Origin of the sequence: Micromonospora sp. NPDC092111, from assembly GCF_044755745.1 — a bacterium.
Lineage (GTDB): Bacteria > Actinomycetota > Actinomycetes > Mycobacteriales > Micromonosporaceae > Micromonospora.
In genome coordinates, this window is the sequence record NZ_JBIVRQ010000008.1 from 228,139 (window position 1) to 254,152 (window position 26,014).

Sequence of the window (26,014 nt, forward strand, 5' to 3'; positions counted from 1 at the left end):
ACTTCGTACCAGCATGTCGGGTGGCGCGGGTGGAGGCGGGGGTGTGCCGTGCAGGTACTGGTCCTGATCGTGGTGCTGGGCACCACGGTGCTGGTCGGCACCACCCTCGGCGGCCGGTACCGGGTCGCGCCGCCGGTGCTGCTGATCACCATGGGCGGGCTGCTCGCGCTGCTGCCGCCGCTGTCGCACGTGGTGCTCGAACCCGAGGTGGTGCTGCTGCTGTTCCTGCCCGCCGTGCTCTACCGGGAGAGCCTGGTGATCAGCCTGCGGGAGATCCGGGCGAACGTGCTGGTGATCGCGTCGCTGGCGGTGGCGCTGGTCGTGGTGACCATGGTGGCGGTGTCCGTGGTCGCGCAGGCGCTGGGCATGAGCCCGGCGGCGGCCTGGGTGCTCGGCGCGGTGCTCGCCCCGACCGACGCGGCGGCGGTGGCCGGCCTGGCCAAGCGGATGCCCCGCCGGATCCTCACCACGCTGCGCGCGGAGAGCCTGGTCAACGACGGCACCGCGCTGGTGCTCTTCTCCGTCACGGTGGGCCTGATCGTCGGCGGCACCGCGCCGGGGATCCTCGGGTTCCTCGGCCGGTTCGTCGGCTCGGCCACCGGCGGCATCGCCGCCGGGCTGGTGGTCAGCCTGGTGGTGGTGCTGATCCGCCGACGCCTCGACGACCCGCTGCCGGAGGGTGCGCTGAGCGTGCTCACCCCGTTCACCGCCTTCCTGCTCGCCGAGGCGGTACACGCCAGCGGGGTGCTGGCGGTCGTGGTGGCCGGCCTGGTGGTCTCCTACGCCGGGCCGAGGGTCATCCGGGCCCGGTCCCGGGTGCTGGCGTACGCCTTCTGGGACCTGTCCACCTTCCTGATCAACGGCTCGCTGTTCGTGCTGCTCGGCATGCAGATCCCCCGGGCGGTGGAGAGCCTGACCAGCAAGTCGGTGGTGCAGGCGGTGACCATCGCGGCGGCGGTCACCGTCATGGTGGTCGCGGTCCGGCTGGTCTGGTTGCAGCTCTTCTCGTACGGCCTGCCGGTGGTCGGCCGGGGCGCTCGGGTGGACCGGAAGGTGCGGGTCGCCGCCGGATGGGCGGGTTTCCGGGGTGCGGTCTCGCTGGCCGCCGCGCTCGCGGTGCCGGTGGCCACCGGCACCGGCAGGCCGGTGCGGGAACGGGACCTGATCATCTTCTGTACCGCCGTGGTGATCGTGTCGATCATGTTGGTGCAGGGCACCACCCTGCCGGCGGTGGCCCGCTGGGCCGGCCTGCGGGGTGACGCCGGCCGGGGCGACGAGGTCCGGCACGCCCGGCGGAAGGCCACCGAGGCGGCCCTGAGGGCGTTGCCCGAGGTCGCCGCCGGGATCGACGCCGCCCCGGACGCGGTCGACCAGCTCCGTGCGGACTACCAGCGGCATCTCGACGAGGCGGCGTCGGCCGACCGGGGGGAGGAGGCCGACCGGGCCCGCGAGCTGGACCGTCGACTCCGGTTGGAGGTACTGGACCGCAAGCGTCGCGAGGTCACCCGGTTGCGCGACAGCAACGAGATCGACGACAGCGTGCTACGCGAGGTGCAGGCCGCGATGGACAACGAGGAGATCCGGCTGCTGGGTCCGCCGACCGAGGAGTGACCTCGGCCGTCCGCTGGACCCGGTCCGGGCTCTCCGGCGGCCGTACGGTCGAACCTGGCCGGTCGGCACCCCCGGCCGTACCCCGCACGGCGGCACCGGCGGCCTTCCACGCCCGTCGGCGGGTGAGCGTCACGCCGCCGGCCACACCGCACTGTCCGGTGCCGGACAGCCGCCGCCGATGGTCGGGGCGGCTCGGCACGGATCTGGGCGCCGCCCGGCCGGGCGATCCGGACCCGGTCCGGACGGCATCGACCCAGCTCAACCCCGGCCACTTATTTGAACTCTTGAAATTAGTCATGTTTTGTTACCTGGCTGTTATTGACGTGACCACTGCCACTTCGGTTGACTGCGACGGAACCGCTTCCGCAACCGGTTCCGAACCACCCCACCCCCTGCGTCCCGGGAGCCCCCGTGCCGATCACCATCGCCGACGTCGCCACCCGGGCGGGGGTGAGCAAGACCACCGTGTCCCGGGTGCTCAACGGCAAGGGCGAGGTGGACGCGCGGACCGCCGACCGGGTGCGCGCCGTCATCACCGCCCTGGGCTACGTGCCCAGCGCGCGGGCGGTCGGGCTGGCCCGGGGCCGGACCCGGGTGGTCGGGATGCTGGTGCCCGCCCTCACCTGGCCGTGGATGGGCGAGGTGTTGCAGGGCGCGGTCGACGTCGTCGAGACCGAGGGCTACGGCCTGCTGCTGTTCACCTGCAACCGGGGCGACGAGTCGATGCGGCGGTTCGCCTCCCAGGTCTCGGCGAAGGCGTTCGACGGTCTGCTGGTCGTCGAGCCCGAGGGCACCCTCGACTACATCACCGGGCTGCACCGGCGGGGCCTGCCGGTGATCCTCATCGACGACCGCGCCCACCAGCCGCGCTTCCCCTCGGTACGGACCACCAACGCCGCCGGCGCCCGCGCCGCCGCCGGTCACCTGCTCGCCCTCGGACGACGACGCCCGCTGGTCATCACCGGCCAGCGCCGCTTCGGCTGCACCCGGGAACGGCTGGCCGGCTTCGCCGACGGCTATGCCGAGGCCGGGCTGCCGATCGACCCGCCCCTGGTCGTGGAGGGCGACTTCACCTTCGACTGCGGGCGGGCGGCGGTGGACCGGCTGCTCGACGCCGGCGTGCCGTTCGACGCCGTGTTCGCCCACAACGACCTCTCCGCCGCCGGGGCGTTGCAGGCGCTACGCGACGCCGGCCGCCGGGTCCCGCAGGACGTGGCGGTCGTCGGCTTCGACGACCTGCCGCTGGCCGGGCACACCCACCCGCCGCTGACCTCCGTACGCCAGCCGCTGCGTCAGATGGGCGCGGCGGCGGCCCGCACCCTCGTCTCGCACTTCGACGGCACACCCCTGCCCGACTCGCCCACCGTCATCCCCACCACCTTCACCGTGCGCGGATCCACCCGCGCCGGTTGACCGTCCACCCGGCACCGTCCGACCCACACCCCGCCGGCGGCACCGCACGCGCCGACCGGCGGCGACACCGCACACCCTTCACCCACCACCACCCCGCTCCCGAGCACGGGAGCACCGAGGGAGACCACCATGAGAAGACGACAGTTCGTCGCCATCGCGCTGGCCGGCGCGGTCACCCTGGCCGGCTGCTCGGAGACCGCCAACACCCGGGCCCGCGACAGCAAGGGCGGCGGGGCGACGGTACTCAACGTCGGCATGCCCAACGGGCCGCAGACCGAGAACCACAACCCGTTCCTGAGCACCTCGTCGGCCAACTCGCTGGGCTACCGCTGGCAGATCTACGAGCCGCTGATGATGTGGAACCCGGTCAAGCCGGCCGAGCCGTTCAAGCCCTGGCTGGCCACCAAGGCGGAGTGGGCCGCCGACTACACCTCGGTGAAGGTGACCGTCCGGGACAATGCCACCTGGTCCGACGGCAAGCCGGTCACCGCCGCCGATGTCGCCTTCACCTACAACCTGATCAAGGCCAACGAGGGTCTGAACCTGTTCGCCACGCCGTACAAGTCGGTGGCCAGCAGCGGCAACGAGGTGACACTCACCTTCGACAGCCCACAGTTCGTCAACCAGCAGAAGGTGCTGGCCCAGGTGCCGATCGTGCCGGAGCACATCTGGTCGACCTACAAGGACCCGACCACCGACATCAACAAGGGCGCGGTGGGCAGCGGCGCGTACACGCTGAAGTCGTTCACCCCGCAGACCACCACCCTGACGGTGCGCTCCAGCGGCTACTGGGGCGAGCTGCCGAAGGTCAAGGAGCTGCGCTACACCTCGTACACCGACAACAACGCGCAGACCACCGCGCTGGCCAACGGCGAGTCGGAGTGGAGCTTCGTGTTCATCCCGAACGTCCAGACGGTCTTCGTCGGCAAGGACCCGGCCAACCACAAGGTGTGGGCACCGCCGGTGCTCGGCATCCACGGCCTCTACATCAACACCACCAAGAAGCCGTTCGACAACCCGGCGCTGCGGCGGGCGATGAACATGGTGATCAACCGGGAGGACATCTTCCAGCAGGCCGAGGCGGGCTACTTCCACCCCCTGGTCAAGAGCGTGACCGGGCTGCCCAGCCCGGCCGGTGACGCCTTCATCTCGGCCGAGTTCAAGGGCCAGGAGCACAAGGTCGACGTGGACGGGGCGAAGGCGCTGCTCACCGGTGCCGGCTTCCGCTACTCCGGCAGCACGCTGCTCGACCCGGCCGGCAAGCCGGTGACCCTCACCCTCACCGACCCCGCCGGCTGGTCGGACTACCAGACCAGCCTGGAGATCGTGAAGGACAACCTGTCGAAGATCGGCATCGCGGCCACCGTCGACAAGGCCAACCAGGACGCCTGGAGCCGCAACCTGGAGGAGGGCAAGTTCGACGCCACCTTCCGGTGGACCAACGGCGGCGCCACCCCGTACGACATCTACCAGACGGTGATGGACGGCCGGCTGCTCAGGCCGGTGGGCAAGGCATCCCCGGCCGGCAACTTCGGCCGCTTCAACAACCCCGAGGCCACCGCCGCGCTGACCGCGTACGCCAACGCCACCGACGACGCCGCGCGGACGACGGCGATGGCCACCCTGCAGAAGGTCTTCGTGGAGCAGATGCCGATGGTGCCGGTCGGCGCGGACAACGTCGGCGCCGCCTACAGCTCGAAGAACTGGACCGGCTGGCCGGACGACGCCAACCCCTACGGCGCGGCGCAGCCCACCCAGCCGAACGCCGCCGACGTCGTGCAGCACCTACGGCCGGCGGGTTCCTGACCGTCGCGGTCCGGGCGGCGGCTCCCGCCGCCCGGACCACCGGCGGGTGTCCCCCTCTCCCGAGCAGACAGGAACCCGGCATGACGACCCCCACCACGGACGCCCCGGCCGTCCGCGAGGAGGTGCTGGAGGCGGTCGGCCTGACCAAGCACTTCCCGCTGCGCAGGCGGCTGCGCGGCCTGCTGTCCCGCACCACCCCGGCCGTGCACGCGGTCGACGACGTCGATCTCACCCTGCGCCGGGGCCGGGTCACCGCCCTGGTCGGCGAGTCCGGCTCCGGCAAGTCGACCGTCGCCCGGCTGCTGGCGCAGCTCTACCCCCGCACCGCCGGCACGATCCGGCTGCACGGCGAGCCGGTCACCGTACGCGGCGGGCGGCCCTTCCGGGCGTACGCCCGCCGGGTGCAGTTGATCTTCCAGGACCCGTTCGCCTCGCTGAACCCGGTGCACACCGTCCGCTACCACCTGACCCGCGCGCTGCGCATCCACGGCAACGGCGGTCGCACCCCCGCCGACCTGGACACGGCGCTGGCCGGCCTGCTCGACCGGGTGTCCCTCACCCCCGCCGAGCGCTACCTGGACAAGTTCCCGCACGAGCTGTCGGGCGGGCAGCGGCAGCGGGTGGCCATCGCCCGCGCGCTCGGCGCCGACCCGGACGTGCTGCTCGCCGACGAGCCGGTGTCGATGCTCGACGTCTCCATCCGGCTCGGCGTGCTCAACCTGCTGCGCGACCTCAAGGAACGGCTCGACCTGGCCATCCTCTACATCACCCACGACATCGCCTCGGCCCGCTACTTCGCCGACGAGACCCTGGTGATGTACGCCGGACGGCTGGTCGAGGGCGGCGACAGCGAGACCGTCACCCAGCAGCCCGCGCACCCGTACACCCGGCTGTTGATCGGCTCGGCGCCCGACCCGGACCGGATCACCGGCGGGGAGCGCGACGACGCCGGGGAACGGGGCGACGGGGAGCCACCGAGCCTGGTCCGACCACCGGCCGGCTGCCGGTTCCATCCGCGCTGCCCGGTGGCGATGCCCCGGTGCGCCACCGACCTGCCGCCCCGTCTCGACGTCGACGACCGGCCCGGTCACTGGGCGGCCTGCTGGCTCTACGACCCGGCGGTGGCCTCGTGACGTACCTGCTGCGCCGACTGGCCTTCTACCTGTTCACCGCGTGGGCCGCGCTGACCATCAACTTCTTCATCCCCCGGATGATCCCCGGTGACCCGGTCCGGTCGCTGATCTCCCGCTATCAGGGCCAGCTCAGCAGCGACGCGATCAGATCGCTGTACGTGCTGTTCGGCCTCGACTCCGGCGACAGCCTCTGGGAGCAGTACGTCGACTACTGGGCCCAACTGTTCCACGGCGACCTGGGGCTGTCGTTCACCGCGTTCCCGGCGCCGGTGTCGGAGGTGATCGGCGACGCGCTGCCGTGGACGCTGGCCCTGGTCGGGATCACCACCCTGATCAGTTTCGCCCTCGGCACCGGGTTGGGCGTGCTGGCCGGCTGGCGGCGCGGCTCCTGGTGGGACGGGCTGCTGCCGGCCACCACCTTCCTGTCCTCGGTGCCGTACTTCTGGCTGGGCCTGGTGGCGATCGCCGTGCTGGCCGGGCCGGGCAGTTTCTTCCCCTCCTCCGGCGGCTACGAGCCGGGCCTGGTGCCGGCCCTGGACAGCATCTTCCTGGGCAGCGCCGTGCAGCACAGCCTGCTGCCCGCCGCGACCATCCTGATCTCGTCGATGAGCGGCTGGATCCTCAGCATGCGCAACATGATGGTCACCGTCGCCGCCGAGGACTACATCACCGTGGCGCACGCCAAGGGCCTGCCGGAGCGCCGGGTGGCGCTGAGCTACGCGGCCCGCAACGCGCTGCTGCCCAACGTGGCCGGGTTCGCGCTGTCGCTGGGCTTCATCGTCGGCGGCACCCTGCTGGTGGAGATCGTCTTCTCCTACCCGGGCCTGGGCTTCCTGCTGTTCCGGGCGGTCAGCGCCAAGGACTACCCGCTGATGCAGGGCATCTTCCTGGTCATCACGCTCTCGGTGCTGGTGGCGAACCTGCTCGCCGACCTGGCGTACCTGGCGCTCGACCCGCGTACCCGCAAGGAGGGCTGAGGCGATGAGCATTCCCACCTCCAGCATCGAGCAGGTCATCCCGAAGCAGGGGGCGATGGCCCAGCCGTCGGCCCCGCGCCGCCGCCGGTGGCGCTTCGTCACCGGGGGCAAGGCCGCGACCGGGCTGGTCCTGGTCGCCGGGTACGCGCTGCTCGCGGTGATCGGGCCGTGGATCGCCCCGTACGACCCGGACGCCCGCAGCGGCGAGCTGCTCCAGCCGCCGTCGGCGCAGCACTGGTTCGGCACCACCCACCTCGGCCAGGACGTGTTCAGCCAGATCCTGGTCGGCACCCGGGGGGTGATGCTGGTCGGGCTGACCGCCGGGGTGGTGGCCACCGTGCTGTCCGTGCTGGTCGGGGTGACCGCCGGTTACCTGGGCGGGGCCTACGACGACGGTCTCTCGGCGCTGTCCAACGTGTTCCTGGTGATCCCCGCGCTGCCGTTGATCATCATCGTCACGTCCACCGTCACCGACGCCGGTGACCTGGTCGTGGCGCTGGTCATCGGGCTCACCTCGTGGGCCTGGGGGGCACGGGTGCTGCGGGCGCAGACGCTGTCGCTGCGTCGGCGCGACTACGTGGAGGCGGCCCGGGCCACCGGCGAGAGCACCTGGCGGATCATCGTCTTCGAGATCCTGCCGAACCTGACCGCGATCATCGCCTCCGGCTTCGTCGGCACGGTCGTGTTCGCGGTCATGTCGGAGATCACCCTGGCCTTCATCGGCATCTCGTCGGTGTCGTCGTGGAACTGGGGCACCATCCTGTTCTGGGCGCAGAGCCAGCAGGCCCTGGCCCAGGGGGCCTGGTGGTGGTTCGTGCCGGCCGGGCTCGCCATCGCGCTGCTCGGCACCGCCCTCGCCCTGATCAACTTCGGCATCGACGAGTTCGTCAGCCCACGGCTGCGCAGCGGCGGCCGGACCCGGATCCGCACCGCCGACGGGCACCTGGTGCGGATGCGGGTCGGCTTCACCCCGGTGCTGACCCGTCCCCCGGCCGACCCGTCGCCCGTCCGGCGCCCGGCACCGGTCACCGCGAGCGGAGAGGAGGCCGGCCGATGAGCACGCCGGTGCTGGAGATCAGGAAGCTCCGGGTCGACTACGGCCTCGGCGACGAGGCGGTGCACGCCGTCCGCGACGTGGACCTCACCCTGCACCGGGGGGAGGTGCTGGGGTTGGCCGGCGAGAGCGGCAGCGGCAAGTCGACCCTGGCGTACGGGCTGACCCGGTTGCTGCCCCCGCCCGGGGTGGTCAGCGGCGGCGAGGTGCTCTACCACCCGGTCGACGGCCCGCCGGTGGACGTGCTGTCGCTCTCCCCCGCCGGGTTGCGGGCGTTCCGCTGGGCCGAGACCTCGATCGTGTTCCAGGGCGCGATGAACTCGCTCAACCCGGTGCACAAGGTCTCCACCCAGCTACTCGACGTGATCCGGGCGCACGAGCCGGGCAGCACCCGGGCGGGCCGGGCGGCCCGGGCCCGGGACCTGCTGCGGCTGGTCGGCATCTCCGCCGACCGGCTGGACAGCTATCCGCACCAGCTCTCCGGCGGGATGCGGCAGCGGGTCATGATCGCCATGGCGCTGGCCTTGGAGCCGCAGGTCGTCATCATGGACGAGCCGACCACCGCGCTCGACGTGGTGATGCAGCGCCAGATCCTCGGCCAGCTCGCCGAGCTGCGCGAACGGCTCGGCTTCGCGGTGCTGTTCATCACCCACGACGTGTCGCTGCTGGTCGAGTTCTCCGACCGGATCGCCATCATGTACGGCGGCCGGATCGTCGAGGAGGCGCCCGCGGCGCAGCTCTACCAGCGGGCGCTGCACCCGTACACCGACGGGCTGCTGCACTCCTTCCCGGCGCTGCGTGGGCCCCGCCGGGAGCTGACCGGCATTCCCGGCTCGCCGCCGGACCTCAGGGCGATGCCGACCGGGTGCGCCTTCCACCCGCGCTGCCCCCGGGCGTTCGCGCCCTGCGCGGAACGGCTGCCGCCGCTCGGCCCGCCGGCCGGCGACGACGGTCCGGGGCGCACCGTCGCCTGTTGGCTGCATCCCGCCGCCGAGGCGGTCCCCCGGTGAACCGTCACCGCCCGACCGGCCCGGCCACCAGCCGGGCACCCGTTCCCGTACCACCCGCGACCGCGAGGAGAACCATGGACACCGACCTCACCATCCCGACGGAGACCGGGCAGGCCGACCCGATCGACAGCCTCCCGCCGACGTTCCGGTGGGGGGTGGCCACCTCGTCGTACCAGATCGAGGGCGCGGTGGCCGAGGATGGTCGTACCCCGTCCATCTGGGACACCTTCTGCCGGGTGCCGGGGGCGGTGGCGAACGGGGACACCGGTGAGGTGGCCTGCGACCACTACCACCGGATGCCGCAGGACGTGGGGTTGATCGCGGACCTCGGGCTGGACACCTACCGTTTCTCGGTGGCCTGGCCCCGGGTGCAGCCGGGTGGGCGCGGACCGGCCAATCCGGCCGGCCTGGCCTTCTACGACCGGCTGGTCGACGAGCTGCTCGGCCGGGGGATCGACCCGTGGGTGACGCTCTACCACTGGGACCTGCCGCAGGAGCTGGAGGACGCCGGCGGCTGGCCGGCCCGGGACACCGCGTACCGGTTCGCCGACTACGCGGAGCTGGTCTTCGACGCCCTGGGCGACCGGGTGCGGACGTGGACCACGCTGAACGAGCCGTGGTGCTCGGCGATGCTCGGTTACGCGTACGGCAAGCACGCGCCGGGCCGCCGCGACCTGGGCGACGCCATCGCCGCCGTGCACCACCTGCTGCTCGGCCACGGACTGGCGGTACGCCGGCTGCGGGCGGCGGCGAGCGGCCCGCTGGAGCTGGGCGTCACGGTCAACCTGGCGGCGGCCGATCCGGCCAGCGACAGCCCGGCCGACCGGAACGCGGCCCGGGCCGCCGACGGGATGGGCACCCGGTTCTACCTCGACCCGCTGGTCCACGGCCGCTACCCGCAGGACGTGCTGGACGACCTGGCGCACGCGGGGGTGCGGGTGCCGGTCGAGGAGGGTGACCTGGCGGTGATCGCCTCCCCGTTCGACGTGCTCGGCGTGAACTACTACTTCGGCCAGGTCTTCTCCGGGGTGGACGAGCAGGGCCGCGACCGGGACGACGACGGCCTGCCGGTGCAGCGGGTGGTCCAGCGGGACCTGCCGCGTACGGCGATGGACTGGGAGATCGTGCCGGACTCCTTCACCGAGCTGCTGGTGCGGTTGAGCCGGGACTACCCGGGGGTGCCGCTGATGGTCACCGAGAACGGCGCGGCGTTCGACGACCAGCCCGACGCCGACGGTTTCGTGGCCGACGACGACCGGGTGGCGTACCTGGCCGAGCACCTGCGGGCGGTGGCCCGGGCGCGGCTGGCCGGGGCGGATGTGCGCGGGTACTTCGCCTGGTCGCTGCTGGACAACTTCGAGTGGGCGTACGGCTACGACAAGCGGTTCGGCATCGTCCGGGTCGACTACGCCACCCAGGAGCGCACCCCCAAGCGCAGCGCGCTGTGGTACCGGGACACCGTGCGGCGGGTACGCGGCCAGCGCTGACCGTACGGGCGGCAATGGAGCGGGGCCGGGAACGCATTGACAGTCATGCGTGGACGGGGCTAACGTGCGCCAGGAAAGCGCTTTCACGCACCGTTTCCGGCCTCCTTCCCCGTCCCCGGAGGTTCATCCGCCATGCGCCGAAACCGCCGACGGTCCCTGCTCGCCGTCGCCACCGCGACACTCACCACCGCACTGCTCGCCCTCACCCAGTTCGGCGGCGCGCAGGTCGCGTTCGCCGCCACCCTGTTCAGCGACGACTTCTCCGACGGTGACACCGCCGGCTGGTCGAAGTCCGGCGGCACCTGGTCGGTGGTCACCGACGGCAGCGCCGCGTTGCAGCAGGCCAAGGGCGACACCGACAACGCCCGGCTCTTCGCCGGCAACACGGCCTGGGCCGACTACACCGTGCAGGCCCGGGTCAAGCCGCTCACCCTGCCCGCCGACGGCACGGTCGCCCTACTCGCCCGGGCCAGCAGCTCCACCAGCTACTACCGGCTGGCCCTGCTCCCCGGCGACCAGGTACGGCTGGAGGCGGTGCGCAGCGGCACCGCCACCACGCTGGGCGCGGCGTCCCGGCCGGTGGCCGCCGGTAACTGGTACACCCTGCGGATCGAGGTCGCCGGATCGACGGTGCGCGGCTGGGTCGACGGTGCGTTGGTCGCCACCGGCACCAGCACGGTCGCCGCGACCGGCCGGATCGGCGTGCAGACCGGCTACGCCACCGCCCGGTACGACGACGTCACCGTGACCAGCGGCGGCACCACCACCCCCACCCCGACCGCCGCCCCCACCACGCCCCCGACGGCGACCCCCACGACGACCCCGCCGACCAGCGCTCCACCGGTCGCCCGCTCCTCCGTGGTGGCCCGGGACGGCAGCGGCAACTTCACCAGCGTGCAGGCGGCGGTGGACGCGGTGCCGGCGGGCAACTCCAGCCGGTACACCATCACCATCAAGCCGGGCACCTACCGGGAGCTGGTGTCGGTGCCGGCCAGCAAGCCGTACGTCTCGTTCGTCGGGTCGACCGGCAACGCCCGGGACGTGGTGATCACCTACGACAACGCCTCGGGCACCCCGAAGCCCGGCGGCGGCACCTACGGCACCTCGGGCAGCGCGTCGGTGACCATCGACGGCCACGACTTCACCGCCCGGCACCTCACCTTCGCCAACAGCTTCGACGAGGCGACGCACGACTACAGCGCCGAGCAGGCGGTGGCCGTGCTCACCCGGGCCGACCGACTGGTCTTCGACAACGTGCGGTTCCTCGGCAACCAGGACACGCTCTACCACAACAGCGCCAGCACCGACGCGATCGGCCGGGCGTACTTCCGCAACTGCTACGTCGAGGGCGACGTCGACTTCATCTTCGGCCGGGGCACCGGCGTCTTCGACCGCTGCGAGATCCGGTCGCTCAGCCGCGGCTCGTCGAGCAACAACGGGTACGTCACCGCCGCCGCCACCATGATCAGCAACCCGTACGGGCTGCTCTTCACCGGCTGCACGCTGACCACCGACTCGGCGGCGGCGCAGAGCGTGCACCTCGGCCGGCCCTGGCACCCGAGCGGGGACGTCAACGCGATCGGCCAGGTGGTGTTCCGCGACAGCGTCCTCGGCGCACACGTCAAGAACTCTCCCTGGACCGACATGTCCGGCTTCTCGTGGAAGGACGCCCGGTTCTTCGAGTACCGCAACGGCGGGCCCGGCTCGACGGTCACCGCCGACCGACCGCAGCTCACCGACGCCCAGGCGCCGACGTACACCGCGCAGCGGTACCTCGCCGGCCCGGACGGCTGGAACCCGACCTCCTGACCCACCGCTGGCGCGCGGTGGCGGCCCGACGCCGCCCCGCGCCAGCGTGGCACCACGGCCTGCCCGGCACCGTGCCCCGACGTCGCCCGCGCGCCGTCGGGGCACGGTGCTGCCCGCCCTGACCGGCGACCGGGCGACTTTCTTCATTTCTTGACACAAGCAGTGGAACGGTGTTGGCTCAGTCATGGTTGTCGATTCGTTCGCTGTTTGCCGGACGACGGCGGCCCAGGCGACCCGGCGCGGCCCCCCGACCGCCCGACCCGCCATCGTCCCCGGTGCCGGCGGACCGTCCACGCTCCCGCACGGGTGCGCCGCCGCGCGCCGTCCCCCACCGAAGGGAGCACTCCGTGTCCCCCACCCCGCCGCACCTCCTGCGCTCGCCGGCCCGCGCCGCGCGGGCCGGGACCCTCGCGCTCTGCCTGGTGGCCGGCGCGCTCACCCTCGCGCCGCCGCCGGCCAGCGCCGCCGGGGAGAGCGTCAACGTCTGGCTCACCACCACCTCCGACGCCGGCGGACGCACCGTCACCCGGGGCCTGCAACCGCAGACCCCGGTCGCCTTCGCCGCGTCCAGCGGGTCGGCGACGCACACCATCACCGTCGACGAGAACACCCGCTACCAGCAGTTCGAGGGGGCTGGCGCGTCGATCACCGACACCACGGCGTACCTGCTGCGCGGTGGCCCGGTCAGCGCCGCCACCCGGGACGAGGTGATGCGCAAGCTGTTCAGCCCCACCGACGGCATCGGGCTGTCCTTCGTCCGCAACCCGATCGGCGCGTCCGACCTGTCCCGACCCGGCAACGTCTCGCTCGACGACACCTGCTGCGACCTGAACGGCTTCGGGGCCAACGGCTACAACACCAACGTCGAGCTACTGACCGCGCAGGCGCGCCAGCTCAACCCGTCGCTGCGGGTGATGGTGGTGCCGTGGAGCGCGCCCGGCTGGATGAAGGACAACGGCCGGATGGACCAGATGGGCTGGCTGAAGTACGAGTACTACGCCACCTACGCCCAGTACTTCGTCAAGACCATCCAGGCGTACGCGGCGCGCGGCGTCAAGGTCGACTACCTGTCGGTGCAGAACGAGCCGAACTGCTGCCAGTCCGGCAACCCGACCGCGATGGACTACCCCGGGATGAGCTGGAACTCCTCCGGGCTGGTCGAGCTGACCAAGAACTTCGTCTACCCGGCGTTCCGGGCCGCCGGGATCACCACCAAGGTGCTGGTGCACGACTGGAACTACGGCGACTACGGCACCATCGGCGCCGGGCTGCTGGGCGACGCCGCGGTGCGTACCGACCCGCTCTTCGGCGGCATCGCCTGGCACGGCTACTTCGGTGACCCGTCGGTGGGCAGCCAGGTGCAGGGCCAGTACCCGGCGGTGCCGCAGTTCAGCACCGAGCACTCCGGCGGCACCTGGGTCGGCAACCAGCACAACGAGGACATGGCCGACATCGTGAACTACGCCCGGAACTGGAGCCGCAGCGTGGTCAAGTGGAGCCTCGCGGTCAACCAGAACGGCGGGCCGCACAACGGGGGCTGCGGCACCTGCACCGGCCTGATCACCGTGCAGGAGGGCGGGGCCCGCGCCGGCCAGGTCGACTACACCGTCGAGTACTACACCACCGGGCACCTGACCAAGTTCGTCCGGACCGGCGCGTCCCGGATCGCCTCCACCGCCAACGGCACCGTGTCCAACGTCGCCTGGCGCAACCCGGACGGCGGCAAGGCGCTGCTCGCCCACAACGGCGGCGGTTCCGCCCAGTCGGTCAAGGTGGTCTGGGGCAACCAGTCGTTCACCTACTCGCTGCCGGCCCGCACCACCGCCACCTTCACCTGGTCCGGCTCGCAGTCCGGCGGCGGCACCCCGACCGGCGCGGTCACCGGCCTGGGCGGCAAGTGCCTGGACGTCACCGACGGCAGCACCGCCGACGGCGCCCTGGCTCAGCTCTGGACCTGCTCCGGCGGGCCCAACCAGCAGTGGAGCCGGGCGGCCGACGGCACGCTGCGCGCCCTGGGCAAGTGCCTGGACGTCGCCGGCGGGGGCACCGCCGACGGCACGAAGGTGCAGTTGTGGACCTGCAACGGCAGCGCCGCGCAGCAGTGGACCTGGACGGCCGGACGGGACCTGGTGAACCCGCAGGCGAACAAGTGCCTGGACGTCACCGGCAACACCTCGGCCGACGGCACGAAGGTGCAGGTCTGGTCGTGCACCGGCGCGGCCAACCAGAAGTGGACCCTACCGGCGTGAGCCGCACCGGGCCGGCGACCCTCGGGGCGCCGGCCCGGTGGCACCGTGCGCCGGGGCTGGCGGCACCGGCCACCGGGCCGGCCCGGTGGTCGCCCGCCGCGGTAGCCGGGCGGGGTCAGCGCACGCGGGACCGGGGGCGGCGGGCCGGGCGCCGGGGCGACCCGGGCGGCATCGGGGTGCCGGCCGTCCGGGGCACGCCGCCGTCGCGCAGCAGCCGGGCCATCGGCAGGGTGGCCGCGCCCAGCGCGACCGCGTCCGGTCCGAGCTGGCACAGCTCGATCGAGGTCTGCGCGTACGGCTGGCGCAGCGCGTGCCGCCCGGTGGCCTCGCGGATCTCCGGCAGGAACCGCTCCCCCAGCGCGAGCCCGGCCCACCCGCCGAGCACCACCCGTTCCGGGTTGAAGAGGTTGACCAGCGTGGCCACCCCCGCGCCGAGGTAGCCGACCGTCTCGTCGAGCACCCGGCCTGCCGTCCGGTTCGAGGAGCGCAGCAGTTCGCCGAAGGCGGTCTCCTCGTCGCCACCGGCCGCCGGCCGGCCCCGGTTGGCCTGGCGGAACCGGTCCAGCACCCCCTCCGCCCCGACGTACGCCTCCAGGCAGCCCTGGTTGCCGCAGCGACAGCGCCGGCCGCCGTACACGACCGTGGTGTGGCCCCACTCGCCGGCGCTGCTGTGCGCGCCCCGGTAGCCCACGCCGTCGGCCACCACGCAGGCGCCGACGCCCGAGCCGACCAGGGCGATGACGGCGTGCCGGGCGCCCCGGCCGGCGCCGAACCACATCTCGGCCTGGCCGAGGGTCTTGGCGCCGTTGTCGATGTGCACCGGGATGTCGGTGCCGGCGCGCAGCATGGCGCCGAGCGGGACCCCGTCCCAGCCGAGGGTCTGGGCGTGCACGACCGCGTCGGCGGTGCGCTCCACGGTGCCGGAGACGGCGACGCCGAAGCCGAGCACGGTGGCCGGGTCGACGCCGGCCCGGTCGACCACCGCGCCGAGGCCGTGCAGGAGGTGGGCCACCACGCCGTCGGGATCGGGCTCGGCGGGGGCGATCGGATACTCGGCCTTGGCCAGCGCGGTCATCGCCAGGTCGAAGAGTTCGACCTGGACGCGGGTCTCGCCGACGTCGGCCCCGACCAGGTAGCCGTAGCCGGGGGCGACGCGCAGCAGCACCCGGGGGCGACCGCCGTCGGACTCGACCGAGCCGGCCTCCTCGACCAGCCCTTCGTCGATCATCTCGCCGACCAGGTTGCTGACGCTGGCCAGGCTCAGCGCGGTGACCTGGCCCAGCTCGTGCCGACTCAGCGGGCCGTCCAGCCAGATCCGGGTGAGCAGCACCGAACGGTTGGCGCGGCGCATGTCGCGCACGGTGGTGCGTCTGGCGTCCATGTCGCCGCCGTCCTCTCCTGGGCGCCACCGCCCGGCGGCCCCACCCAGGATGCATCAACGCCACGATAAATGCCATTAACTAAGTACTGACAGCAATCCTGTCTGATCCGGACGTCGGCGACTCGTTCACATTTAACAAACTTAACTGCTAGCCTCCGGCCATTGATGAGGAGGTATGTCATGCGACTTCGACGTGGGGCGACCGCCCTGCTGGCCGGCGCGGCGCTGCTCGCCGCCGCGCTGCCCGCCACGAACGGCTTCGCGGCGGCGACCACCGGCGCCGCCCTGGTGGCCTGCACCGCGCCGGCATGGACGGAGGGCACCAACTACCCGGCCGGGACGCGGGTGACCTACGCCGGCCACCTGTACGAGGCGCTGGTGACCCACACCCCGCCGGCGGGCGCCGGCTGGAACCCGGTCGCCGCACCGTCGCTCTGGCGGGACCTCGGCGGGTGCGACGGCGGCGGCACGCCGTCGCCCACGCCCACCCGTACCCCGACGCCCACCCCCACCCCCACCGCCACCTCGTCACCGACGCCGACGCCCACGGCGACCGGCACGCCACCGCCCGGCGGCACCTGCGCGCTGCGGTCGAGGCCGGCGGGCAAGGTGCTCCAGGGGTACTGGGAGAACTGGGACGGCGCGGCCAACGGCGTCCACCCGCCGCTGGGCTGGATCCCGATCACCGACGCACGGATCCCCGGGCACGGCTACAACGTGGTCACCGCCGCCTTCCCGGTGATCCGCTCCGACGGCACGGTGCTGTGGGAGGACGGCATGGACGCCACCGTCAAGGTGCCCACCCCGGCCGAGATGTGCCAGGCCAAGGCGGCCGGCCTGACCATCCTGCTGTCGATCGGCGGGGCGACCGCCGGCATCGACCTCGGCTCGGCGGCCGTCGCCGACCGGTTCGTCGCCACCGTGGTACCGATCCTGAAGCGCTTCAACTTCGACGGCATCGACATCGACATCGAGACCGGGCTCACCGGCAGCGGTGACATCACCCGGCTGTCCACCTCCCAGGCGAACCTGGTCCGCATCATCGACGGGGTGCTGGCCCAGATGCCGGCGGGCTTCGGCCTCACCATGGCCCCGGAGACCGCGTACGTCACCGGCGGCAGCGTCACCTACGGGTCCATCTGGGGCGCGTACCTGCCGATCGTCAAGAAGTACGCCGACAACGGCCGACTCTGGTGGCTGAACATGCAGTACTACAACGGCAGCATGTACGGCTGCGCCGGTGACTCGTACGCCGCCGGGACGGTGCAGGGCTTCACCGCCCAGACCGACTGCCTCAACGCCGGCCTGGTCGTCCAGGGCACCACCATCCGGGTCCCGTACGACAAGCAGGTGCCCGGGCTGCCCGCGCAGCCCGGCGCCGGGGGTGGCTACCTCGCCCCGTCCTCGGTGGCCCAGGCGTGGAACACCTACCGGGGCGGCCTGAAGGGCCTGATGACCTGGTCGGTGAACTGGGACGGGTCGAAGGGCTGGACCTTCGGCGACAACGTCCGCACGCTCCAGGGCCGCTGAGGCCCGGTCCGGCCGCGCTCAGCCCGTCCGGGCGAGAGCGCGGCCGGCCGGTGGGGCGCGGTGCCACCCGCCGACGCGTCCACTCCGGCGGTGCCACCCGCCGGCCGGGGCCACCACGCCGGGCCGCGACCGTGGCGCCGGCTACCGGGCATCGGGTGGGGGTGCGTCCGGGGACCGCCGCCAGCGCACCGTGACCGTGAGCTGCCCCTGAACGCCGGTGCGCGCGATCACCGCGCCGGCCTCCGCGGTCAACTGCACCCCGAAGGTGATCTCGACCTCGTCCGGTCGATGGGCCATCGACTGGAACTGGCCCAGCGCGGCGGAGGCGGCGTCGCGTACCTCTTCGAGGGCCCGGTCGAACGTCGCCCGCGCCTCCCGGACCACCTTTCCCGCGTTGGCCGCGGGCGTCACGCCGGGCTTGCCGTCGACCTCGACCACCACCGAGCCGCCGCCGTCGAGGTCGAATCGCCGTAGTTCGGTCATCGCTCACGTCCCCTGTCACTCGGTCTGGCGGGCTGCCGGGTCGCATCCCAGGTCCATCCACTCGGCGCGGGACACCGCCCGCCGGAGGGCGTCGAGTTCGGCCAGCAGCCCGTCCAGCCGGTCGGGCTGTTGCAGGTAGACCAGCACCGCCCGTTCGAAGGCCGTGGCCATCGCCGCCGGCAGCAGATCCGACCCGTCCCGGCACAGCGTCCCGCTGCCGAGTCGGGCCGCGACCCTGCCGAGGACCGGGTCCGCGTAGGTGGCCGAGCGCCCCCGCCGGCTGAAGTACAACTCCTCGCTGGACCGGTGCCAGATCGCCTGCGCCTGCTCCGAGGCCAGGTACGCCATCAGCTTCCGGGCCGGCGCGGTGTCCTGGAACATGGCCGCGATGTCGTCGGAGACCTCCTGGAGCGAGGAGGTGTCCGCCGACCCGATCGGCGGCGTGGGGAAGAAGTCGAAACGTCCCGGGGAGGGTCCGCCCAGCCGGATCCGGTAGTTGCGGACCACGAAGGAGCCCTGATGGTCCAGGTGACACCCGGGCGAGCTGAACAGGCCCGTCGCGGCCTCCTCCCAGGTGGTGAACAGGCCCGCCCGTGCCGTCTGCCCGGGCGAGGTCGCCAGCAGCTCACCCCAGGCGCGCCAGGCGTTCCGGACCGGCTCCGACTGCCAGGGCAACTCGCCCCGGGTCCACCGCTCGTACGCCTGCTGCCCGGACTGGTGCAGCAGGATGTCCTCGATCCAGTCGGTGCCGGGCCAGCCGGAGACCGGCGGGGAACTCATCCCCAGGCACCACGGCATCCGCCCGCCGGCCCCGATGCCCCGGCCCTGGCCGAGCAGTTCGGTCCAGGTCCTGGGGGGCTGCTGGCCGACCTCGGGCAGTCGGGTCGGGTCGTACCAGAACACGCTCTTGAGGTGGGTGGCGATGGCGACCGCGTAGACGTGTTGGTCGCCGACCGCGCTGCCGTCCGACTCGGCCTTGCCGGCGAGGCGGATCAACTGCCGGCCGGCGCCCGGGTCACCGTCGAGCCCCTCGATCCCGTCCAGCGGTCGCAGGGCGCCCTCGTTGACGTACCGTTGCAGGTCGTTGAGGCGGGGCAGGACCGCGACGTCGAGGGGGCTGCCCCGCTCGATCCCCGCCTGGAGCACCTGGCTGACGTCCCGGTGTCCCTGGTAGTCGGCCTGCATGCCGGTCGCGGCCTCGAACCCGTCCAGGACCGCCCGGAAGGCGTCCGCCTCCCGACCGGTCCAGGAGCCGAGCACGGTCACCCGCCCGGCCGGCTCGGCGGCCGGGCACCCGCTCAGGCCGGTGCCGGCCAGCAGCACCGTGACCAGCGCCAGCGCCGTTCGCAACGTACGTCCGTGGTGAGTCATGTCGACCGGTATCCGTATTCCGCCAGGCGGGGCTGGAATCCCGCGAGGACCAGCACCGCGATGCCGAGCGCCAACAGGGGCAGGACGAACTCGACGGAGCGGCTGTCCGCCGCGCTGGCGGCGGCGGCCGTGGTGTCGTCCGCCGGGTCAGGTGTCGGCGGCGGGGACGGCGACGGCGACGGCGGGTCGTCCTGAGCGTCCGCGACGATCGCCCTGCGGGCTGCGGCGCACGCGTCCGGGCACTCCCTGCGCACCTCGGCGGCGAGCCGGTGGGCGGCCTGCGCGCGTACCTCGTCGAGCTGCCGTTGCCGGCTGACCTCGACGGACCGGACGCCCTGCCGGGCCTGATCCAGCTCCGCCGCCGACCGCAGGCTCAGCGAGGTGAGCGGCACCATCGCCACCGTGGCCACGGTGGCCAGCAGAAGGGGGAGGTTCAGCACCCGCCGGAACCGGCGGGACAGGTACACCTGGGCCAGCACCAGCAGCGTGCCGAGGGCGATCAGCGGCAGCAGCCAGGCGATCGAGGTCAGCCGGTTCGACCAGCCGGTGTCCACCTGCCCGTCCAGCACCTTCAGTTGCTTGTCCCGCAACTTGTCGAGCAGGCCGAGGATGTCGTTCAGCAGGCTCGCCGCGTCCCGCAGCGCGGCGACCCCGAGCGCCCGCAGGCCGGCGTCCCGGTACCGCGCGTCGGCCTGCTCGATCAGGCCGGTGTACGTCACCAGCAGCGCCTCGATGGTCTGGATGTCCCGGGTGCCGTCGTCGCCGGCCGCGTTACTCTCGGCCACCAGGGTCAGGTACTGGCCGGCGCCGGCGATCTGGCGCTGGTACTCCACCCCCGGCCCACCGAGGACCTGACCACCGTCGGCGAGGTTGCGCACCGCCGCGGTGTGCGCCCGGCGCAGCGCGGTCTGCGCGTCGTAGACGGCGAGGATCGCCGGCACCGACCGGGCGTCGGCCGCGTCGGCCGTGCGGGCGACACCGAGGAAGACCGCCAGGCAGGCGACCAGGGCGAGGGCGGTGACGGCGAGCAGCGCCGTCCGCAGCCGCAGCAGGGTACGGCGGGTGGTGCTGACGCGCCGCGACCGCCGCCCGTCCGCGCCGGCCGCCGGCACGTCTCCGCCCGCCGTCACGTCTCCGCCCGCCCGGCCGCACCGGTGGCACCCAACTCGGCGTTGCAGCGCTCGCAGTAGACCGCCTCGGTCGGCGACGACCAGCCACAGCCACCGCACAGCCGGTCCGCGCCGACCGGTTGGTGCGGCACCGGCGCGGGAGGTTGGCCGTCGTACCAGGTGTGGCTCGACATGACGGAGCTGACGATCACGTCGGTCCGGCTGAGATTCTGTTTGAGCCGGACCAGCCCGTCGGGCTCGACGTCCACCAGGTATCGCAGTTGCTCCAGCGCGGCCTCGTCCCGCGCCGCGACGGCCAACTCGACCGCCCGGGCCCACTGGGCGTGGGCCCCGATCCGGTCGCCCCGGTCGTACGCGTCGCAGCCCGCGTTGATGGCCTGTCGCAGCTCCTCCTGCCCGGTCACCTGGACCACGCTGGGGTCGAGTCGGGCCGACTTGATCAGGTCGTCGGTCCAGTTCACCAGGACGGTGGCGGGGGCGGCCCGCAGTTCCCCGTCGACCACCAGGTCGACCCGGGCGGCGAGCCGGTCCTCCTCCAGGGTGGCGTCCGGCGCCGTCACGTCCAGGCGGAGGTGGAACTCCCGGCGTTCCGCGCCCCATGAGCCGGTGGCGAACTCCACCGTCCGGTCGTCGATCCGGTCGGCGTACTCGGTGAGGTCCATGATGGTGGGCCGGGCCTGTTTGAAGAAGACCACCCGCGCGTGCGGCACGGTCCTCAGCCGGATCCGCACGTCCGGCAGCAGCTTGGCCATGGCGGCCCGGATGGTTTCCCGGAAGCCCGCCTCCAACTCGGCCGGCTGGCGCACCGCCTCGGCGGTCCCGCGCAGCGCGGCGGCGATCCGGAGCAGGTCCCGGGGACGCCACCCGTCGCCGATGCCCCGGGCGTCACAGACGAACCGGCCGGCGCAGCTCCGCAGGACCCGGTCCAGCTCCTCCTGGGTCTCGTGCTGGTTGATGCCGTCGGTGAGCAGCAGCACGTGGCAGATCGCCGCCGGGTCGGCCGGCAGCAGGTCCCGGGCCGCGGCCAGCCAGCTACCCATCGCCGTCCCGCCACCGGCGCTGAGCAGGGCGACCACGGCCTTCGCCTGCTTCCGGGTGTCCGCCGAGGCGGTCGCCAGCCCGGGTTCGGGCGGGTAGACCGTCCTGCCCCACGCGGTCCCCTCGACCACGGCGAACCGGACGCCGTCGGGCAGCACGTCGATGGCCGCGGCGGTGGCCCGCCGGGCCGCCGCGATCTTGGTCGGTGGATCCGCCATCGACCCGGAACAGTCGATCACCAGCACCTCGGCCAACCGGGGCGGCGCGGACGGGGATCGCCGGCCCGCTCCGTCCGCCGTCGGTCGCCCGGTCACCGACACGATGGCGTGCAGTTCCCTGCCGCCCGCTGGCAGGTACCGGTTCTGGTTGACCTCCAGGCTGAACTCCATGCCGGCGTCCACCGCTTCACGCTCCGTCCAGGTCGGTTCGGTCACCATCGGGTGCGGGGTCGGACCGCGTTCGCCCGGTCGATCAGCACGTCGTGGTCCTCGACGTGGTGCGCCTGCTGGGCGAGGGCCCGGTATGACCTCCCCAGCAACTCGCGGACGGTGCGCGGCGTCGGCGGCTCACCCAACACCGGGCCCCGGGCCAGGCCGGCGGCGTTCCCGGACCGGACCAGGTCGAGGGCCACCTCCCGGATCGCCGCCGTCAGCCGGTCGCGCGACTCGCCCTGCGGCTCGCCGCCGTCGAGGTGCAGGGTGGCCAGCCGGCTGACGGCCTGGTTCAGGTCGTCGGCGGTGGGCAGCCCGGCCGTCAGCCGGGACGACAGCACCCGGACCGCGGCGATCCGGGCGGCGTCGTGGTGTCGGGACAGCGCGGGGACCTCGTCGAGGCTGGCGACGGCCCCGGCCCGGTCGGCCGCGGCCAGCCGGAGCCGGGCCAGTCCGAAGGCGGCGCTGGCCTGGAACGGGTCCCGCCGCCAGACCGCCGCGTAGTAGCGGGCCGCCGTCGCGCCGTCGCCACCGCGCTCGGCGCAGTAGCCCAGCGCGAGCTTCGGGGCGATCTCTCCCGGGATGTCGCCGTAGACCGCGTCGAACTGTCGTCCGGCCTCGTCGATCCGGTCGTCGGTGAGGGCGAGCAGCGCCTGGTGCCAGGCGATCCGCCAGTCCGCGCCGGCCCGGGTGCCGAGGATCGTCGCGGCGGCGGTCACCGCGCGGGCGGCGGAGTGGGGATCGGCCAGTTCGAGGTGTGCCCGGCAGCGGCTGAGTTCGATCTCCACCGACGTCTGGCCGACGGTGGCGAGCTTGTTCAGCAGGCTCTGGGCGTCCGGCGCCTCGACCGTGCCCAGTTCGTCGGCGGCCGGATCGTCCGGGTCGGGCCGGGGCACCGGCAGGCCGAGAGCCACCACGGGCGCGGCGGGTCGGCCGTCGTCCAACACCGTGCCGTCGTGCTCACCGGTCCAGATGTGCAGCGGCAGGACCAGCCCGAGGCCCGCGTCGAGCAGTCGGGCGGACGGCTGGAAGAGCGACACCGGCTCGGCCTGCCGTCGGTCCGGCCGGCCGGCCAGGATCTCCCGTAGCACGCCCAGGAGCTGCTCGGACATCTCGCCGGCCGAGGCGAACCGCTGGGTCCAGTCCGGGTGGGTGGCACGGGCGACGAGCCGCCGGAACGACTCGACGCCGAGGGCGTCCCGGGCCGCGCCGGCACCGTCCGGTCCGGGCGTACGGTGCGCGAACAGCTCTGCCAGCGTCCGGCCGAGCGCGAACAGGTCGGAGCGCCTCGTCGCTCCCCTGGTCTGGAGTTCCTCCAGGCTGACCAGGAAGTCGGGGGAGCCGACGAGTCCGCTGGCCCCGCCGTCGTCCCGGCGGACCCCGCCCAGGTCGATCACCTTGATCCGGTCCGCGGTGCGCATCACGTTGTCGGGCTTCATGTCGGTGTAGAGCAGTCCGCGCCGGTGCAGGTAGTCCAGTGCGGCGAGGATCTCGTGGCCGTAGGCGAGGATGTGGTCCAGCGGCAGCGAGACGTCCGGCTGCCGGGTGTCCTTCGCCGCCGCCAACAACCGGCGCAGCGACATGCCGTCGAGGTAGTCCATCACGATGTACCCGGTCGGGCCGGCGACCGGGTCGTCGTGGGTGGCGAAGTCGATGCTCCGGACGATGTTCGGGTGATCCAGCGAGTTGAGGAACTGCCGTTCCTGGACCGCGGCGGCGAGGGCCTTCTCGTCGTTGGCGTGCAGCACGCCCTTCAGCGCGACCTCGATGTGGTCCTGGTGGGCGTCCCGGGCCAGGTAGATCCAGCCCTGGCCGCCCCGGGCCAGGCAGCGGACCACCTCGTACCGGTCGGCGACGACATCGCCGGGGCGCAGGCCGGGTAGGAAGCTGAACGGGGTCCGGCAGTGGGGGCAGAACCCCTCGTCCAGGCCGGGCCGGCCGGCCCGGCTCCGGCCGACCGGGTGGCCCCGGCCGCAGAAACGTGCCTCGTCCGGCACCCGTAGTGGTGGGGTCGCCGCACCGTCGGGAGAGAAGCTCAGCACCGGGAGCGAGACGAGACTGGCCACCGTCCAGCTATCCAGGTGGGCCGATCGGGACGTCGCCGCCGCCGGCCCGCCCGTGCTGGTCGCGGAGATCGGTGACCCGGCCGGGGACAGACCGCAGCGGTCACAGTAACCGGTCTCGTCGACGGTGCCGGCGCAGTTCACCGTCCGGGTGCAACGCGTCAACCCACCCCCCTCTCACGCTGGGCCTCGACCCGGTGCAGGACCGCGTTGGTGTACCGCCGCACCGCCGCGTCGGCGGCCAGCAGGTCGCACCGGCCGGCGGTGAGCAACTGGTACGCGCGGCGGTGGAACGGGCTCAACGCGGAGTCCTCCGAGAGGCCGTGGCGTACCGCCATGGCGAGGAACCCGTCCAGCCGGCCCCGCAGCTCGGACCAGCGCTCCTCCAGCGCGACGAGCTGTTGGCGGACCGATTCGGCCTCGCGCGACGCCCGGTCGGTGGCCCGTTCGGTCGAGGCGAGCCGGGCGGCCAGCGATTCGGGGCCGGCGGTGGCGGTCGCGGCCCGCAGCGCGGTGAGTCGTACCCGCAGCCGGGTCGCCCGCGCCGGCACCTGCGGCGGGTCGGCGACCAGCGGGGCGACCGCCCGGTACGCGCGGCGGGCGGCGTCCTCGGTGCTCTGGAGGGTGGCGATCCGACTCGCCAGCAGGGCGATGCGGAGCGGGACCGACTCGCTGCGGAAGGTCAACAGCATCCGCAGGTCCCGCGCGGGGGCCTGGTCGACCAGCGGCAGCACCACCTCGGCGAGCAGCGTCTCGGGCTCGGTGGCCTCGTCGATGTTGTTGATGATCAGGGCGCGCGGCGGGGTCTCGGCGGCCCGGTCGAGGCTCGCGTCGTCGGCCCCGCCGGTCCAGTCGGCGATCCGCCGGGACACCTCCCCGGTGCTCTTGCCGGCGGTGTCGACGGCCAGGTCGATGCTGCCCACCGGCGGCACGGCGGGCGCCTCGTCCGGTTCGCCGGCCCGGTCACCGGACGGTCGAAGCTCCCGGTTGGAGAGTACGGCGGCCTGACGCACCGCCGCAGCGGTGCCGGACTGCGGATGGACGGTGACGATGACCAGCACGTTGGCGGGCACCCGTTGACCGAAGAAGTCCGCGATCCGGCGGGCGGTCGACGGGTCCGCCGGGGTGTGGTGGGGCAGCAGGAAGCCGACGTCGACCGAGGGCTCCCCGGACACGTGGTCGCGCACCCGGGGAAGGTAGTGCAGGATCGTCTCGACCGGGATCATCCAGGACAGGCCGGTGCCGGCGACACCGGCCCCGTTGCCGTCGCCGTCGCGGTACGTGCTGACCACCATCCCGACGACGTGGCCGGTGATCTCGTCAACCACCGCCGCGCCGCTGAAGCCGGGGCTGACCTGGGGACCGATGGTCACCGGGTCCATCTGGACCCGTTCCCGTCCCGCGCCGGCCGGGCCGGCGAGCCGCGCCCTGACGAACGCGCCGTGCTCCAGCGCCTCGGGGAAGCCGCACACGACGACCCGGCGGCCCCAGGGTCGCAGGCGGCGCAGGGGCGCGAACGGACCGTGCGGCAGTGGTGCCGCCAGCTTGAGCAGCGCGACGTCGCCGCGCCCGTCGTCGGTGGGCGGGGCCCAGCAGCCGGGCACCACCCGGGCCGGCACCGTCGGGGTGCCCGGTTGGCCGACGAGGTCGACGTCGACCGGCCAGGGCGGTGCGGCGCCAGCGAGATCCGTCTCGGTCGCCGCGCCGACGACGTGGGCACAGGTCAATATGTGGCGGTCGTCCAATGCCATCCCGGCACCCAGGACCTCCCCGTGGTGGCCACGGATGCGGACCGGCCATGGCTCGTTGCCATGGTTGACCATCACCTTGCTGAGGGTAATCGAACCTCATCGACTCCGTTGACCTCGGCCGGCTGATATGTGGCCTTTCGCCGCTTTCCAAGTCGGATTTACGATCGAACCGGACCGCTGCCGCGAAGACTCTCGGCGGCATCCGGGCCGTCGGCCCGAATCCGGCTACCCGACCAGCGGTGACAGCAGACAGAGGCCCCGCCAGGGAGGGACCTCTGCCCGTCTTC

At 73.1% G+C, this 26,014-nt stretch carries 18 protein-coding genes; 11 read left to right on the plus strand and 7 right to left on the minus strand.

From position 1 onward, the window contains the following. The first annotated feature begins 48 nt into the window (after positions 1-48). From ACIQG9_RS18390 to ACIQG9_RS18435, 10 genes are all read left to right on the plus strand, one after another. The gene (locus tag ACIQG9_RS18390) at positions 49-1,611 is read left to right on the plus strand and encodes a Na+/H+ antiporter (RefSeq protein ID WP_400403673.1); all 1,563 of its coding nucleotides are present in this window, start codon (positions 49-51) and stop codon (positions 1,609-1,611) included. 411 nt (positions 1,612-2,022) lie between these two features. Next, positions 2,023-3,024: a LacI family DNA-binding transcriptional regulator gene (locus ACIQG9_RS18395; protein ID WP_400403675.1), complete on the plus strand. Its 1,002-nt coding sequence runs from the start codon at positions 2,023-2,025 to the stop codon at positions 3,022-3,024. A gap of 129 nt (positions 3,025-3,153) precedes the next feature. Beyond that, a complete protein-coding gene (locus ACIQG9_RS18400; protein WP_400403678.1) occupies positions 3,154-4,830 on the plus strand; it encodes an ABC transporter substrate-binding protein in 1,677 nt (558 codons plus the stop codon). Between the two features lie 80 nt (positions 4,831-4,910). Then, a complete protein-coding gene (locus ACIQG9_RS18405; protein WP_400403681.1) occupies positions 4,911-5,963 on the plus strand; it encodes an ABC transporter ATP-binding protein in 1,053 nt (350 codons plus the stop codon). Continuing rightward, the gene (locus ACIQG9_RS18410; RefSeq protein ID WP_400403683.1) at positions 5,960-6,940 is read left to right on the plus strand and encodes an ABC transporter permease; all 981 of its coding nucleotides are present in this window, start codon (positions 5,960-5,962) and stop codon (positions 6,938-6,940) included. Before ACIQG9_RS18405 ends, ACIQG9_RS18410 begins: the two co-directional genes overlap by 4 nt. Positions 6,941-6,944: 4 nt before the next feature. Continuing rightward, positions 6,945-7,997 (plus strand): ABC transporter permease, encoded by a 1,053-nt coding sequence (locus ACIQG9_RS18415; RefSeq protein ID WP_400403685.1) that lies wholly within the window; start codon positions 6,945-6,947, stop codon positions 7,995-7,997. After that, on the plus strand, positions 7,994-9,004 hold the full coding sequence (locus ACIQG9_RS18420) for an ABC transporter ATP-binding protein (protein ID WP_400403688.1): 1,011 nt from the start codon (positions 7,994-7,996) through the stop codon (positions 9,002-9,004). The genes ACIQG9_RS18415 and ACIQG9_RS18420 overlap by 4 nt, the downstream gene beginning before the upstream one ends. 74 nt (positions 9,005-9,078) lie before the next feature. Beyond that, the gene (locus tag ACIQG9_RS18425) at positions 9,079-10,491 is read left to right on the plus strand and encodes a GH1 family beta-glucosidase (RefSeq protein WP_400403691.1); all 1,413 of its coding nucleotides are present in this window, start codon (positions 9,079-9,081) and stop codon (positions 10,489-10,491) included. Positions 10,492-10,623: 132 nt separating this feature from the next. After that, the gene (locus tag ACIQG9_RS18430) at positions 10,624-12,300 is read left to right on the plus strand and encodes a pectinesterase family protein (RefSeq protein WP_400403694.1); all 1,677 of its coding nucleotides are present in this window, start codon (positions 10,624-10,626) and stop codon (positions 12,298-12,300) included. Between the two features lie 347 nt (positions 12,301-12,647). Beyond that, a complete protein-coding gene (locus tag ACIQG9_RS18435; protein ID WP_400403696.1) occupies positions 12,648-14,549 on the plus strand; it encodes a ricin-type beta-trefoil lectin domain protein in 1,902 nt (633 codons plus the stop codon). Positions 14,550-14,664: 115 nt separating this feature from the next. Here ACIQG9_RS18435 and ACIQG9_RS18440 read toward each other — a convergent pair whose 3' ends face one another. After that, a complete protein-coding gene (locus ACIQG9_RS18440) occupies positions 14,665-15,930 on the minus strand; it encodes an ROK family protein (protein WP_400403699.1) in 1,266 nt (421 codons plus the stop codon). 180 nt (positions 15,931-16,110) lie between these two features. On the opposite strand from ACIQG9_RS18440, the gene ACIQG9_RS18445 reads away from it, so the two are divergent. Further along, a complete protein-coding gene (locus ACIQG9_RS18445) occupies positions 16,111-17,460 on the plus strand; it encodes a glycosyl hydrolase family 18 protein (RefSeq protein ID WP_400403701.1) in 1,350 nt (449 codons plus the stop codon). 141 nt (positions 17,461-17,601) lie between these two features. On the opposite strand, the gene ACIQG9_RS18450 is transcribed toward ACIQG9_RS18445, so the two are convergent. From ACIQG9_RS18450 to ACIQG9_RS18475, 6 genes are read right to left on the minus strand one after another with little or no spacing between them, the layout of a single operon-like run. After that, entirely contained in the window at positions 17,602-17,943 is a 342-nt protein-coding gene (locus tag ACIQG9_RS18450; protein ID WP_400403703.1) for a CU044_2847 family protein, read from the minus strand. A 15-nt stretch (positions 17,944-17,958) separates the two neighbouring features. Further along, on the minus strand, positions 17,959-19,293 hold the full coding sequence (locus ACIQG9_RS18455; RefSeq protein WP_400403706.1) for an ABC transporter substrate-binding protein: 1,335 nt from the start codon (positions 19,291-19,293) through the stop codon (positions 17,959-17,961). 17 nt (positions 19,294-19,310) lie between these two features. Beyond that, on the minus strand, positions 19,311-20,444 hold the full coding sequence (locus ACIQG9_RS18460) for a hypothetical protein (protein ID WP_400403708.1): 1,134 nt from the start codon (positions 20,442-20,444) through the stop codon (positions 19,311-19,313). Further along, positions 20,441-21,919, minus strand: coding sequence for a VWA domain-containing protein (locus ACIQG9_RS18465; RefSeq protein ID WP_400403711.1), 1,479 nt, complete (start codon positions 21,917-21,919; stop codon positions 20,441-20,443). The genes ACIQG9_RS18460 and ACIQG9_RS18465 overlap by 4 nt, the downstream gene beginning before the upstream one ends. Beyond that, the gene (locus tag ACIQG9_RS18470; RefSeq protein ID WP_400403713.1) at positions 21,913-24,141 is read right to left on the minus strand and encodes a tetratricopeptide repeat protein; all 2,229 of its coding nucleotides are present in this window, start codon (positions 24,139-24,141) and stop codon (positions 21,913-21,915) included. The genes ACIQG9_RS18465 and ACIQG9_RS18470 overlap by 7 nt, the downstream gene beginning before the upstream one ends. Next, positions 24,138-25,727: a trypsin-like peptidase domain-containing protein gene (locus tag ACIQG9_RS18475; RefSeq protein WP_400403715.1), complete on the minus strand. Its 1,590-nt coding sequence runs from the start codon at positions 25,725-25,727 to the stop codon at positions 24,138-24,140. Before ACIQG9_RS18475 ends, ACIQG9_RS18470 begins: the two co-directional genes overlap by 4 nt. Between the last annotated feature and the right edge of the window lie 287 nt (positions 25,728-26,014).

Bases quoted from the DNA above. Each gene is read 5' to 3' on its own strand.
- ACIQG9_RS18400 (WP_400403678.1), top strand. From the start codon at position 3,154: ATGAGAAGACGACAGTTCGTCGCCATCGCGCTGGCCGGCGCGGTCACC.
- ACIQG9_RS18405 (WP_400403681.1), top strand. From the start codon at position 4,911: ATGACGACCCCCACCACGGACGCCCCGGCCGTCCGCGAGGAGGTGCTG.
- ACIQG9_RS18415 (WP_400403685.1), top strand. From the start codon at position 6,945: ATGAGCATTCCCACCTCCAGCATCGAGCAGGTCATCCCGAAGCAGGGG.
- ACIQG9_RS18420 (WP_400403688.1), top strand. From the start codon at position 7,994: ATGAGCACGCCGGTGCTGGAGATCAGGAAGCTCCGGGTCGACTACGGC.
- ACIQG9_RS18425 (WP_400403691.1), top strand. From the start codon at position 9,079: ATGGACACCGACCTCACCATCCCGACGGAGACCGGGCAGGCCGACCCG.
- ACIQG9_RS18430 (WP_400403694.1), top strand. From the start codon at position 10,624: ATGCGCCGAAACCGCCGACGGTCCCTGCTCGCCGTCGCCACCGCGACA.
- ACIQG9_RS18440 (WP_400403699.1), bottom strand. From the start codon at position 15,930: ATGGACGCCAGACGCACCACCGTGCGCGACATGCGCCGCGCCAACCGT.
- ACIQG9_RS18445 (WP_400403701.1), top strand. From the start codon at position 16,111: ATGCGACTTCGACGTGGGGCGACCGCCCTGCTGGCCGGCGCGGCGCTG.
- ACIQG9_RS18450 (WP_400403703.1), bottom strand. From the start codon at position 17,943: ATGACCGAACTACGGCGATTCGACCTCGACGGCGGCGGCTCGGTGGTG.
- ACIQG9_RS18465 (WP_400403711.1), bottom strand. From the start codon at position 21,919: ATGGTGACCGAACCGACCTGGACGGAGCGTGAAGCGGTGGACGCCGGC.
- ACIQG9_RS18475 (WP_400403715.1), bottom strand. From the start codon at position 25,727: ATGGCATTGGACGACCGCCACATATTGACCTGTGCCCACGTCGTCGGC.